Consider the following 14,075-nt stretch of genomic DNA (forward strand, 5'->3'; position numbering starts at 1 on the left):
AAAATGCTGGCAAAAATAAATATATTGCTTAAATGACCTGTGTTGTTTCGGGTTGCAGATGATCGGCCTTAAGAATTGTATATCCTCCTTTTTGGGTATCCCACACCACAAAAACTGTATTTTTTGTTAGCCACTTTTTGTCAAAGACAAAGGAAATATCAGTAATAAAACGACCGTCAATGCGCTGATTAATCATAAAAGAGCCCATTGAACATTGGTACCACTCACCCTCCAGATATGGCTCACTCCGCCACTCATAACCAAAATCACGCGCATTCCACTGCAACGGATGGTTAGAAAACTGCATCCACCAGGCACAATGTTGCGGATCATCAGAAATTAAACGAAAGCCACCAGGTATTGGCAACACGCGATATGAAACACCAACAATCTTATAATCACGATCGCAGCCAAAAACACCCTTTTCAGCCAAACTAGAAAAAAGCTCAAAGGCAACGTTAACAGTCAGATCATTTAAAAAATAATGTACAATGCTTTGAATGTCTGAGACAAACGGCGAACTAAAAAAAATATACTGAGCCTTGGGATCGAGCTTGTTGTTTAAAAAAAATGGTTCGTAGCGCTTTTTGAGTTGATAGGTCTGCTGCCCGGCAATGCGCAAATCGTGCATATTTAATAACGCACCCCTACCAATTGAAACCAAGATAAAAAAACTTACCAACAATACGCCGTACTGCCCATACATAAACTTGCGAGCATTAAGCAGCGGAATTCCCACCACCACCAATGTTACTACTAACGGGTAGGCCGTTTCTAAATAGCGGGCACAGGGGTAGGCCATAACACCCTGCCAGGCAAAACACCAAAAACCAACGATAAAAAATAACAAGAGCTTTTTATGATTTTTATAAGCAAGCGAACAAAACAGTATAAGCAAGAACCACAGCGAAATAAGCAAGAAGTGCTTGGTATAATCAAACATAAAAATGCAGCTACTCCAGGCGAAAAATTTGGTAAAAAAATAATCAAGCTTTACCAAAAATGGTTCGTACCATGACGCTGCTAAAAAAACTGGCTGCGTTGGTACTACTCCAACAGTTGCTGCTGCTGAGTTTGGCAAAATAGGTGCTACGGCAACAATTTTTTTTTGCACCAACGCGGCCAGAAAAGGGAGCCTGATTAAAAAATTATTCAACGTTCGCTCAAGGGTTGTAATGCCAAAAGCCCACAACCGCCAGACAACGTAAATCATGTGTACAACAAAAAAAATCCAGGTCATACGGACTGCATAAAGGACCGACTGCCAGCACGTTCGCTGCTCAAGAGCATACAAAAACATGCCAAAAAACAACCACAATGGAAAAAAGATCCCATTTTCGCGCGCCAGTAGCGAAAGCAAAAAACTAAAGCCTGAAAAAAAATAGTACCACCAACTGCCATGCCGTTGCCAAAAAAAACAAAATAAGAGTCCTGAAAGCAAAAGAAAAAAGGTTGCAAGCGAGTTATGAAATGTTGCAAGCCAAACAAGCCACGAAATGTCGGGATACAGCCCAAACATAAGCCCGCCCAATAGCGAAAGCCACACCGAAAGCCATTGCGAAAAAAGATAAAATAACAAGACAGCATTCAGCGCATGAAAGATAACATGTAAAAGATAATACGCTTTTGCTTCAAGCCCACAGAGCGCATAGACCACGGTAAAAAAAAAATGCTTTAACGGACGCAAAAAACCTGAAATAAAGTTTGGCTTAGAGCGACGATAGTTCATGGGCACAATAAACTCACGCTCATCTGCTTTTATAACGCGCAACGCATCTTCTTTGGAAAATATGAGCCCATTAATAATTTGGCCCAAATCATCTTCGCGATACCAAATTTTATCAACCGGCAAAGCGCCAATAGAAAAAACGATAATAAAAATTGCCAACGCATACCAATGTTTTGTATTCATAATGTCAGCTCATTTATTTTTACTGAAACTTGCTTGACCAACTCTGCTTTATCTTTTTTAACAATTAACAGAGCATCGTCGGTTTCAACAATGCATAAATCATCAACGCCGATACAGGCAACAAATTTCTTTTTTGAAAAAGCCATATTGCCCGTTGCATCAACATTAATAACCGCTACATTGTCATGCGCATACGTTTCTTTAAGCTGCAAAAACGTGTACACATTGCCAACGTCGTACCATTCTAAATCGGCGGCAAAAACAACCGTATTGTGGCTTTTTTCCATAACCGCATAATCAACTGAAATATTTTCAAGATCGGCATACGCGCACGCACCGCTCAAATAAGCTTGCATTGCCAAATCAAGCAAGGGCGCACATGTTGTAAATTCTTGTAAAAAAGTGGATACCTTGGCAACAAAAATGCCCATGTTCCACAACATACCATCACGGTGCGCATATTCTTGAGCAACATCAGGCGATGGTTTTTCGTGAAATTTAGCAACCGGAAAACAGACGTCATCGTGACGTTTTGGGTTTGTTTGAATGTACCCGTAGCCCGTTGCAGCGTTGCGCGGCTTAAGCCCAAACAGGGCAATTTTGTTGTGCGCAGCAACGTAGGCAACCGCTTGATTAACGATTGTGCTAAAAGATTGAACATCCGGAATAAAATGATCTGCTGGTAAAAAAACAATCACAGCATTTGGATCCTTTTGAAACACACGATAGCAACCCAGCAACAGCGCTGGTGCGGTATTGCGCCCTTCAGGTTCACTCACTATAAAGCCAATGTTGTTGCCCACAGCATTGTTAATCAATAGTTCTTGTTCGCAACTGGTAACAACAAAAATGGTTTCTGGCGTTGTAGCAATAGGCATAACACGCTCAATTGCTTGATCAAGCAATGATGAATTATGCAAAAAGGGAATGAGTTGCTTGGGCCTATTTTTATTGCTCAGCGGCCATAAGCGCGTGCCAATACCGCCTGCCATAATACCGGCGTAGACCGTTGTCATACTTTTCTCCGCGCCGATTTTTGCACCGGCTTGCGCGTTGCATACATCCACACAATCATAAGCCCTGCCGCAGCAAGCATAATCAAGAGAAATTCAAACATCATACGAAAGCGCGCGCAGCCATCATGCCCGGTAATCAGAGAAAAATAAGCGAGGTAGGAACTGAAAAAATAAAAAAGCACATAGCGTTTTTGACCAAAAATAAACATAAGCGCAACAAGACACAAGAGATAACGCAGGGGTTGCCAAAGCGCTTCATAACAGGCTATAGCACGCAGCCACCAGCTGTTAGCACCCGCAACGATATAGCTTTTTATTTTGTGCCACCACGAGCCCTTCATTTTGAAAAATGAAATGTCGCCACCACGCACTTTTTCGTTAAGAAGCACTTTTAAGTTGGTTGTATACAGCCCACAAAAAGTCTTGGCTACGTTGGCAAGCCAGACATACACAAAAAGTTTAAAATTGTCTTTTGCGTCTTCAAAGAATTGGTTTTTAATTTCTTGCATGCCACCATCTTTTTGCGCATGTTTTTGCAACATCACACGTTCATAATCTGCGGTGGTACCATTTTGCTGCGCGCGGACGTTGGGATAAAACCAAAAATAAAGATTAATCTCGTTCAGCTCAGTCAAGCGAAAGTTACCAAAAGCATATTTGTTGTGAATCATATGCAACATTATTGGCGCACAAAAACACACAATAAAGAGACTCATACAATGAATAGTTACTTGTGTTTTAGCACGTTTTTTAAACAAAACAAAAGCGATAAACGAAAGCGGTATTACAAAATATAACGCTGCTGCTGGCTTGATAAGCATTGAAAACCCAAGCGCAAGACCACTATGAATCAGGGGTCGCTGGTGCGCAGTTTGTAAAAAAAGCGTAAACCGCTCAAAAAAGAGCAATAAGAAAAAAGATAAACAAATTTCAGTCAAAATGAATTGCGAAAACGTTAGATAGCCAATATTGCACGCAAAAAGCGCGGCAGAAATTAAAGCAATAGTTGGATTAAAAAATCGCCCTGCCACAACAAAAAGTAAGAAGCCAGAAAGTAATGAGAGTAAAATTTGTAACGCAATCAGGGGTAAGGTTGACTGCCCAAAAATCTTGTAGATAAAACCCATAATGAGCGGATAGCCTAGCGTATAGTACGGCGTATGGTTATTTTTTACTAAAATATTTTCTTGTGCAAAAAGCTGTGCATGGTGCACGTATGCTTTGGAATCAATGTCTTGATGGGCTTGCGGACCAGCCGGCACGTACTGATACAGCAGGTAGGAACAACCAACAAAAAAACTGGCAAAAAAAACTAACAGTAAACGCATTTTCATTGGCTCTCCCCTTTTGTTAACGCTAACACATTTTGCACCACCCACAACTGCACGGCGCGCACTGAAGAAGCGTTATTAAATAATGAATTTATATTTTTTACGCTGTCTGAAAAAAATGGACGTGTTTGCGCATTCAAGCTGGCAAAATAGTTGGGAAAATACTGCCCTGCACCAAACCAACGCACTGTTGGTGCAGCAAAGCCAACTTTTTTACGATACACAATTGATGGCGGTAAATACTCTTCAGCTATTTTTTTGAGCAGATATTTGGTAACACCATCTTTAAATTTCAGCGCTGCCGGAACATGCATCATAAACTCAACAAGCTTATAATCGAGGTACGGCTCGCGCGCTTCAACGCTGGTAGCCATGGCCATTTTGTCGGCGCGCATGAGCAACAGCTCAGGCAGGCGCTGCTTAAGCTCGAGATACAGCATTTGTGCGGCAAAGTCGGCGCCACGAACGTTTTTAATCTTGTTGGCATGAAAGTTAACAATTGCGTAACTGTCAAACTCTTGGCGCGCACCTTTTAAAATTTGGCGCACTACCCAATCTTGGTGTAACGCAGGTACATTGAACATGTTTTTTTGTAACATGGTACGCTTTTGATGCTCATTAAATGCAAGCGCACCACCCCAAAAAAGATCGCGGTTGCCAGCCCAGTTGGTCATCAGCTCGGCATAGTGAGAATTTTTATCAAAAACAGCATGAGAAAATGTTTTTATACTTCTTTTCAAAAATGCTGGCAGCACTTTTTGTGATGGCCGCCACAAACGGTCGTATAATTTTTTGTACTGCGCATACGTGCTATAGCCAAAAAAAAGCTCGTCTGCCCCCTCGCCCACCTGAACCACTTTAACACCATGATCGTGTGCCAACTTGGCAACATAATAAAAAGGTATGCACACACAATCACCCAGCGGCTCGTCGAGATGGTAGACCATTTTTTCGTAAAAATCGAACGCCTCTTTTTCCGTGATTACCACTTCGTGGTGCTGTGTACCAAATTGGTTGGCCACTTGGCGCGCCCAGGCAAGTTCGTTAGACTCTGGGCCGTCGGCAAAGGCAACGGTAAAGGTTTTTACATTGGGCACAAACTGCGACATCAACGCAACGTTCAAACTTGAATCAAGCCCGCCCGACAAAAAAGCACCAAACGGCGCGTCGGACATCAAGCGCTTTTTTGTTGAATTAATTAATAATGTTTTAATAGTTTCTAAACAAAATTGTTCGTTATTAAACTCTTTGCGCTCTGCTTTGGTTATACTGGTGATGGGCGAGTACCACTCATGAAACGTTACGGCACGTTGTGCGTCAACTTTAAGATAATAAGCAGCTGGAAGCTTATAAATATCTTGATAAAACGTGTAAGGTGCTGGTGTAACCATGAACGTTAATGCGTGATAAAGCGCCTGATTGGAAACAACTTTTTTGTTCCAGGGCAACTGCCATAATGCTTTAATTTCTGATGCAAAACTGATGATGCCGCCCTGCAACGAAAAATAGAGCGGCTTTATACCAATACGATCGCGCACGAGGTAGAGCTCGTTTTTTATGCGATCAAATAAAGCAAACGCAAACATACCGTCAATGCGTTGCAAAAAACTAATACCCCACGCTTGGTAGGCGTAGAGCAATGTTTCAGTATCTGAGTTTGAGCGGTAACGGTAGCCCAGCGCTTCAAGTTCTTTGCGCAGCTCTTGATGATTATAAATTTCGCCGTTAAAGGTAATGACCACGGTTTCTTGCGGGTCAAGCATGGGCTGATTGCCGGCACTTGAAAGATCAACAATGGCAAGCCGACGGTGAGCAAGCCCCATACCGCGGTCCTGATCTATCCAAACCCCAGCACCATCGGGCCCGCGATGCGCAATTGCCTCATGCATGCGCACAAGCAGTGATGGCTCAATTGTGTGGCTTTGTTCGCCAAGCTTTCCATAACCGGCAATACCGCACATACGCACCTCTTAGCATTTTTACAGCGCGCTTGATCTGATTGTTGCATCAACAGGCCGCACAACAGTTTTTTCTTTTTCAAGTACTTTATCAACAGCAGAAATGGCCGAGAGCATTGCAATGTCCATATTGTTATAACGATGCAGACCATTGCGCCCCATGAGCTCGAGATTAGAAAAAGTTCCTAAATAATTAAGAACAGTGGACAAATGTTCTTTATAATGCTCATCGTACAGGGGATATGCCTCGGCCGTCTTCATTACCATTCCGTCCAACACTTCATCTGCTTTTAGCAAGCCAATTTTTTCAAGTTCAAGTTTGGCAATGTTAACCAACTCCTGCTCAGTTTTTAACCAAAATGCTTCTCCAACAAAAGCAAAATATTCCAAGCTCAAGGCCGTATGGTTTGGATCGTCTACCATGGCCATAGAAAAATTGTTCATATTACCAATGCGACCCATTTTTACTTTTTTCTCATGAACATACAGCCAATGGTCCGGACAAATTGCTGTTTTATTTACAATCAAATTTACGGTAATCAAGCCACGATATTGCAGCGAATTTGCTGCGTTAATAATAATTTCTGGCGGTAATGGATCGAGCGATTTTATAAGCGTTCTGAGCGGCATAGTTGAAAAAAAATAATCGGCATCGTAACGCACTAATGTTTGCACACCACTAGTTGAACGCTTGTCTTGCGCGTGTACGGCAATAATTTTTTTGCCGTCATGCTCAAGCGAAACTACATCTTGGTTAAGATGCACACTACCACCATCAAAGCTTTGTAACCACGTTGCGGCTTTTTCCCACAACGTGCCAGCACCTTTGGATGGATAATAAAAATCATCGCGAATAGTTCGTGGTTTATTTTTTTTGTAAAAGCGACCAAAGAAAGCAAAAAATATGGCTTTAGAAAGTGAAAAACCGCTAATTCGTTGAGCTGCCCAGTCTGAAGAAATTTCGGAACATTCAATGCCCCATACTTTTTCGGTGTACGTTTTAAAAAAAATACTGAAAAGATGATAGCCAAATTTATTAGTTACCCAGTCTTGAAATGACCTAACTTTTTTTATGGGAAAAAGACGATAGCGAATGTAACTGAGCATGCAACGTAAACATTCCCACAAACTTAAGCCCTCAAGAACGTTAAGCGGCTCAAGCGGGTAGTTAAAAAAATGATTGTTGTAATAAATGCGGGTAAAGCGCTTGTGTTCAAGAAAGTCACCCTGCATTAAATCTTTCCACCATTTTTCAATTTTTTCTGAGCTGGTTATAAAATGATGAGGCCCAATGTCATAGCGACAGCCACGATATTCGGTGGTACGCGCAAGCCCACCAATCACATTGTCGCGCTCTAAAACGGTTGCTTCAAAATTACCGGTTTTAAGAAGTTCAATACCGGCAGTCAAGCCTGCCGGCCCAGCACCAATGATCAGTGCTTTATTTTTTTTACTACTCACCATACGTCCTTTTGTTTAGCAAATAATTGCAAACTCTCAAGATACGATAGTTTAAAAAGTTCTATTTTGCAACGGGCAATTTCATCCGCTCAACGTCGTAGACAAACTTTGGAATGTAGTGCATATGCGGCGAATTATTGTCAAATTTATACAGATCGTCAATATCAATTTTAAAGCCAATGTTGAATTCTTCTAAAAGTTCAGTTGTTGAAAAAAATTGCATATTACGCATCTCTTTATTTTCTTGTACTAAGTTAAGAGGAATGTTAACCATTTTTGAATGTTCATAACAAAGCCCCTTAAAAGCAGGATTAACATGACGAGACCAAGCAGCGTCAAGATAGTTTGGTGTTAGATAATCAAGTGTTAAAAGCTCAGTAATTACATCGCTCTTTCTAAAAATAGTCATGTCCATGGAATTAGGATAATTCCAATCGTACTCACCTTGGCCAAAAGCCCATGAAAAAATCCCCTTTTCTACTTCTTGTAATGGCGGATTAGGAAAGTCTGTATGAATTGACAGGGTGTAGCACTGGGTAATATTTTTACCAAGTCGCAAGTAAAAGCTATAGGCACCATGCTCTTCCATGGCACGCACACAATCTTGTAGATCAACTTCTTCGGTTACCACAATGTCATCAACGCCAAACATGAGATAAGAATCTTGGGATTCTTCTAATATTTTTTGTAAATGGGGTTTAATACTTGGCACAGCCTCACGTTGCTCAATAAATTGTATCGCTGGATACAGTTGCTCGAGCTCATGATAGGCACTGGCAAACGCAGGGCTACTGGTGCGATAAATAACATGCGTTTGATGAAGCCCTTTAACACGCTTTTCAATTGATTCTAAAAAAGCACGCAATTGTAATGGACGATCGTAAGAAAAAGCAATCAAAACAACATCACTATTTTTTTGCACAGAAGCTGCTCGCATGAGCTGGCGAATTTTTTCAAACTGATGAGCACTTTCTGCAGAACACAAAGAAATACCAGCAAAGATAAACATTACAAAAAGCTTCAAACGTCGCACTACCATCGCCGTCCCTTCTCTTTTTAATTTTTTTTGATTTTTTAATAACACGTGACTATCATTATCTTGTCAAGAAACAAAGAGAAATCAAGGAGAGAAAATTATGAAGAAACTACTAGCACTTATTGTTGCCGTTATTCTGAATAGCTCATGTCACGCACTTTCGCTACCCGACAACGTTACCCTTTCCCTAGACATAATACCTCAAGAAACTCTGCAAAAATTTATTTCGTGCACTAATCACTATTTTGAACGAGAACGCGCTATGGAATTTCCGGACGATATTGTAAGAGAATTAGCACAAGAAGAGATTGCAGAAAGCGAATTGGAGCTATGGCAGCTCTATGCACTAGCACATCATTTGGACTATGGCGTTACCGCACATATTTGCGCACGACAACATTTGAATAAAACGGAACACCTACCACTTGAACAGCGCTTACAAGCGCCCTTCAACCTACCATCAGATGTTTTGCGTAAGCATTATTTTTTAATGACCAAAGATGCTTCAGTCATGAAATATACGGACGAAAATGGAAAACCCGTCACCCTCAGCATGAATCTTTTTGAATACATTTATGGCCGCCGCCTTGAAATTAACAATTCAATTCTAGAACTTAATGGCTTTTTTTTGGACGATATTTCCGGCATTGAAGTTTGTTTGGACGATCCGGCCGCATTAGTTTTTGATTTTAGTGATAACCTTTTAAAAAAAATACCCGAAGGTATTTCATGCGCACAGCAAGTAACCAGCATCAACTTGTCTAATAACCAACTCACCGGCCTGCCTGAAGGTCTGTGCCAATTAAAAAAACTTGAAAAACTTGATATCAGAAACAATCACATCACTCACCTACCAAAAAATATTGGTAACTTAACAAACTTGTGGCGTCTTGATGCCGACAACAATGAAATCATTAGCCTACCCGACAGCATATGCGACTTAGAAAACGCACACTGGCTTTCATTTAGAAATAACAAACTCACCCAACTCCCAAATGATTTGTACAAGCTGGACAACCTTGAACGGCTGTGTGTAAGCGACAACAAGATTAGTCGCTTACCAGACAATATCAGCTGGACACAAAAGTTACGGGTTTTTGATGCACACAACAACCCACTTGAACAATTACCTAAAGATTATAAGCGCTTAACCAGAGTGCCGATGCTTAATCTTGAACCAACACCAGCACCAGAAGTAACTGGCAACAATAATTAACAACGGTTCTGCCGGCAAGCGCAGGCGCGCATAACCACAGGCAAGCGAGAGCCCCACAAAAAGACCGCCAAACCAGATAGTTATAAAAAATGGTTCGCGTGGCACACGACCAAGCAGGCACAATAAAGCGTAGCCAACAAAACCCAGCAGCATCAACGCAAACAAAAATATTTCGCTATAAATAACACCATAAATTTTTTTGTTATTAAGCTGCGGCTTAAGAAAACGCATAAGCAAGTCTGAAACGCTGCGCTTGTGCGAATAAGCTGGCAAAACGCCACCAGAATCTATCACCAGCAATTCTGAAGAATATAACGCAAAAGTTGTTTTGACCATATTGCGCACAGCATGGACAATGCTATGACATGGATTTTTGAGCATATAATTTTTCGCAATTTGTCCTGCCACAACAGATTCTTCAACATCCAACAACGGCCGACCGGCCTGAGCACGCTTGAGTTGCAAAGCGGCTGCATACTCGCTTTGAATAATCTCTTGCGCTTGCTGATAAGAACTATCGTGCTGCTCCATGCACAAGCGCGCGGCAACATGATTTAAAAAATGAACGCCCGAAAGCGTGTGAAAAAAAAGATACCCGGTAAGTGCGTAGTTACGCCAGAGCCAAGGCAACACAACAGCAAACCAGCTCAGAAATAAAACACACGCATCTCGCACTTTGTGTGCCAGCGGCGCACGTGACAAAAAGAAAAATAACACAATCGAAGCACATAACGTGAAATGACCAACAGGTCTAATCAGTGAGGCAAGGCCCAAAGCAAGGCCTGCACTCATCCCGAGTGCCCGGCGTCCTTCGACAAGCTCAGGATGACCGGGTTTTGGCGTCTTGTCGGTCGTAGCCCGTTCTCCCTGAGCCTGTCGAAGGGCGGGCGTAGACGGAAGATGGGTGTATCGAGGGACAAAAAACAATAAAAAAAGCGTAAAGAAAATAGCAAATAACGTCTCAGTCATAACCAAGCCAGAAAAAATCAGGTAGCCGGGGTGTACCGCCCCAACCAACGCAACCACACGCGCAACTAACATATTGCCAGGAAACAGTGTGAGCGATAAAAAAAAGAACAGAATGGGAAGCAAACTTGCAAGAACAATTTGCGCACGTAAAACAGCGTACAAGCTTTGACCAAAGAGTTTATAACATAAAGCTAAAAACAAAGAATACCCCGGCAAACGATAAAATTGCGGCGCACCATCAGCGTGCACAATACCCTGCCCATTGCTCAACGAAAGCGCTAACTCATGATAATGCCCAGCATCAAAAGCAAGCTGACAGGGGTTCTCTTGTAAAAATGTATTAAAAAAAATAAGACGAATAACTAAAGAAAGAATAAAAATAATCGTTAAAAAAAAACTATGTTGTTTAATGCTGTTCATGAGAAATGTGCGACGTTATAACACCAAAAAAATACAACCAATAATGCCACGCAAAAAGTATGATAAATGGCTCAATAGGCAAGCGCATGCGCGCATAACCCCCAGCCAAGGCAATTACTATAAAAAAGGCCATGAACGGCAGCACCCTGCCAGTGACACACACCATTGAAACGCGGCGCCGAAAAACTCCCGTGAGCACAAACAAAACAAAACCCAGTAGCATAAACAACATAGTTAAAATTTCTGTAAAAATTACTACGCGCAACCATAATTTGTCAGTCGCTGGAAGTACATAGCGCTTGATCATAGAAAGCAACGAACGGTCTGGCGCAAAGTAATCAAACTCTGGCCGGCCCGACTCAAGATACAAAAGCTCTGCTGAATATAATGAAAATTTAGTGCGAAACATATCAGTAAGCCATAACTTGAGCGAAGTCAACGGATACTGCTTAAAGTAGCTTATCGCTAACTTTTCCTGCATTTGGCAATGCTCATATTCGTTTGGTTTTCGGTGATATTCCTTTTTAAAAGCATGCTCTTTCTTGCGCACTTTTTTATGTACCACTTCGCGCGCACGCTCATATGAAATATGTTGCTCATGCGCAACCACACGCGCCGCAGAAAAATATAAAAAATGGCCTCCGGGCAGTGAGTGTAAAAAAAGATGGCCCACCAACATATAATTGCGTAACAGCCAAAATGAAACAGGCACAATCCAAGCAATCACAAACAAAAGACTCTTCGCACATTTTTCGCGCCAGTAATCATGCGATAAAAAAATCATGATTATAGAAAGAGGCAAAAGATAATGCCCCACCGGCCGCACCATTGAAGCAACACCTAAAAAAAAACCAGCCCATGCCAAGCGCTGAAACACGTGCTGGCGGCACTCAAAAAGTTTTTTGTCAGCACGCGTCATGGTGTACATATTTTCAACATCTTGGCCATACATCTTTTCGTAAAGCTCTAAAAAGGAGGCGCCGGTACACGCTGGACGCGGCAAAAACAATGAGCTCGCAATCTTGTTCATCCAATTTTTTTCAGGTGGCAACGAACCATTTTCAGGGCTCGAGCAAAAAAAGAGGTGATTGACTGGCAAAAAAAATAATACGAAAAGCAAAAAGAAAAAGAGAAATAATGTTTCGGTCATAAAAAAGCCGGCATACAAAACCAAGCCTAAATGCACCGCGCTATAAAGCGAAGCCACACGCGCTAGCAATAACATTTTGGGAAAAAGCGCAAGGCTGAGTAAAAAAATAAGCAGGGGCAAAAGACTCGCAATAAAAACCTGAAACCAAAGCGCCGTGGTTTTTTCTTGTCCAAAAAGAGCATAGTGCACTGCCAAAAAAACTGGGTAACCTGGAACGCGATAAAAAGCTGGCCTGCCATCTGCATTTGCAACACCCTTGCCCGCTACAATGCTGGTTGCCAACTGGTGGTACGTGGCAGAATCAGCTTGCCAAAAGCGATTCTCTTTGCTCAAATAACAACAAAAAACAAGAGCTCGTACAATAAACGAAAACAAAAAAAGAATCGTCAGAAATTTTTTTTCTTTTTTTAATATTCCTATCATTGGTCCTCCGTTGTTTTGTTATTACACTACCCCGCACTGTTCATGAACCTGCTGAGTTGTTGACGCACTCAATGTGCGCATTGTTTCCCACGCGAGAGCCGATGACAAAATAGTTAATAAATCTGAATAGTGCGGCTGCCAACCCAAAACATTTTTTATTTTTGTTGGATCAGCAAGTAAAACTTCAGCATCTCCCGGGCGGCGATCCAAAACCTGAATATTTGCTTTTTTATTACACAAAACTTCAGCGGCATCGATAACTTGCTTTACCGTGTAGCCAAGCCCGGTGCCCAGATTAAATACTTCTGATTGGGCGCCGCTCCTTAAATATTTTAGGGCCAGCACATGAGCTTGCGCAATGTCTGCCACGTGAATGTAGTCACGCAAGCAGGTACCGTCTGGTGTGTTGTAATCGTTACCAAAAACAGTAACTGGTTCATTATTTTGAATTGCTTGCAACAAACGCGGAATCAAATGCGTTTCTGGTTGATGATGCTCACCCAAATGCACGTCTGGCAAAGCCCCTGCAGCATTGAAGTAGCGTAATGAAACGTAGCGTAAGTCGTAAGCGGCGGCATAATCTTGCAACGCCCACTCAACCATGAGCTTGTTACGACCATAAGGACTTACCGGCATGGTTGGATGCAATTCGTCCATGGGCATGCGCACGGGGTTGCCGTACACAGCACAACTTGAAGAAAAAACAATTTTTTTAATATCATGCTCGAGCATAAGCCTGAGCAGCTTGAAAACATTGCCAACATTATTTTCATAAAAATCGGCAGGTCGAGTGACCGATTCACCAACTTCAATAAACGCAGCAAAATGCATAACCGCTTCAATTGCGTACGTTTTAAAGATATTGACAAGAGTTTTTTGATCACTAAAATCAGCCCTCACCACCGTAGCCCAAGAAGGGTCAAAGGTTTGGTGCTGTACATATGAATCTACAATAACAACGTGATAACCCTGTTGAGCCAAAAAATACGCTGTGTGAGAACCAATGTATCCCGCCCCACCAGTCAACAAAATTGACTTTTTCATTACGCACTCCTTAAACTCTTATCAGAATTAACAACAAAAAGAGCGTACTAGATTTTTTTATAAAGGCATAGGACCCATCATCGAAAAAAAAATATTCACCTTCTCCCTCCTCCTCTTTTTTACTTTTATGTCTGAGATC

General features: G+C 41.8%; 10 protein-coding genes. 1 reads left to right on the top strand and 9 read right to left on the bottom strand.

What is annotated here, in order from left to right:
• Positions 1–28: 28 nt before the first annotated feature.
• The 6 genes from K2W90_04880 to K2W90_04905 are packed head-to-tail and all read right to left on the bottom strand — an operon-like array spanning position 29 to position 8,717.
• Positions 29–1,912, bottom strand: coding sequence for a hypothetical protein (locus tag K2W90_04880; GenBank protein ID MBY0353670.1), 1,884 nt, complete (start codon positions 1,910–1,912; stop codon positions 29–31).
• Positions 1,909–2,928 carry an NTP transferase domain-containing protein gene (locus K2W90_04885; protein MBY0353671.1) on the bottom strand — a complete coding sequence of 340 codons (1,020 nt, stop codon included), beginning with the start codon at positions 2,926–2,928 and terminating at the stop codon, positions 1,909–1,911. Before K2W90_04885 ends, K2W90_04880 begins: the two co-directional genes overlap by 4 nt.
• Positions 2,925–4,262: a glycosyltransferase family 39 protein gene (locus K2W90_04890; protein ID MBY0353672.1), complete on the bottom strand. Its 1,338-nt coding sequence runs from the start codon at positions 4,260–4,262 to the stop codon at positions 2,925–2,927. The genes K2W90_04885 and K2W90_04890 overlap by 4 nt, the downstream gene beginning before the upstream one ends.
• Positions 4,259–6,220: an asparagine synthase (glutamine-hydrolyzing) gene (gene asnB, locus K2W90_04895; protein ID MBY0353673.1), complete on the bottom strand. Its 1,962-nt coding sequence runs from the start codon at positions 6,218–6,220 to the stop codon at positions 4,259–4,261. The genes K2W90_04890 and asnB overlap by 4 nt, the downstream gene beginning before the upstream one ends.
• Positions 6,221–6,238: 18 nt before the next feature.
• Positions 6,239–7,681, bottom strand: coding sequence for an NAD(P)/FAD-dependent oxidoreductase (locus K2W90_04900; protein ID MBY0353674.1), 1,443 nt, complete (start codon positions 7,679–7,681; stop codon positions 6,239–6,241).
• 58 nt (positions 7,682–7,739) lie between these two features.
• The gene (locus K2W90_04905; GenBank protein ID MBY0353675.1) at positions 7,740–8,717 is read right to left on the bottom strand and encodes a hypothetical protein; all 978 of its coding nucleotides are present in this window, start codon (positions 8,715–8,717) and stop codon (positions 7,740–7,742) included.
• 97 nt (positions 8,718–8,814) lie between these two features.
• Between K2W90_04905 and K2W90_04910 the strand changes: the two genes are divergently transcribed.
• The gene (locus K2W90_04910) at positions 8,815–9,930 is read left to right on the top strand and encodes a hypothetical protein (GenBank protein ID MBY0353676.1); all 1,116 of its coding nucleotides are present in this window, start codon (positions 8,815–8,817) and stop codon (positions 9,928–9,930) included.
• On the opposite strand, the gene K2W90_04915 is transcribed toward K2W90_04910, so the two are convergent.
• From K2W90_04915 to galE, 3 genes are read right to left on the bottom strand one after another with little or no spacing between them, the layout of a single operon-like run.
• On the bottom strand, positions 9,862–11,319 hold the full coding sequence (locus tag K2W90_04915; GenBank protein ID MBY0353677.1) for a hypothetical protein: 1,458 nt from the start codon (positions 11,317–11,319) through the stop codon (positions 9,862–9,864). The two genes, K2W90_04910 and K2W90_04915, sit on opposite strands and share 69 nt — an antisense overlap.
• On the bottom strand, positions 11,306–12,892 hold the full coding sequence (locus tag K2W90_04920) for a hypothetical protein (protein MBY0353678.1): 1,587 nt from the start codon (positions 12,890–12,892) through the stop codon (positions 11,306–11,308). Before K2W90_04920 ends, K2W90_04915 begins: the two co-directional genes overlap by 14 nt.
• A gap of 21 nt (positions 12,893–12,913) precedes the next feature.
• Positions 12,914–13,936 (bottom strand): UDP-glucose 4-epimerase GalE, encoded by a 1,023-nt coding sequence (gene galE / locus K2W90_04925; GenBank protein ID MBY0353679.1) that lies wholly within the window; start codon positions 13,934–13,936, stop codon positions 12,914–12,916.
• Between the last annotated feature and the right edge of the window lie 139 nt (positions 13,937–14,075).

Source organism: Candidatus Babeliales bacterium (assembly GCA_019749895.1).
Lineage (GTDB): Bacteria > Babelota > Babeliae > Babelales > RVW-14 > AaIE-18.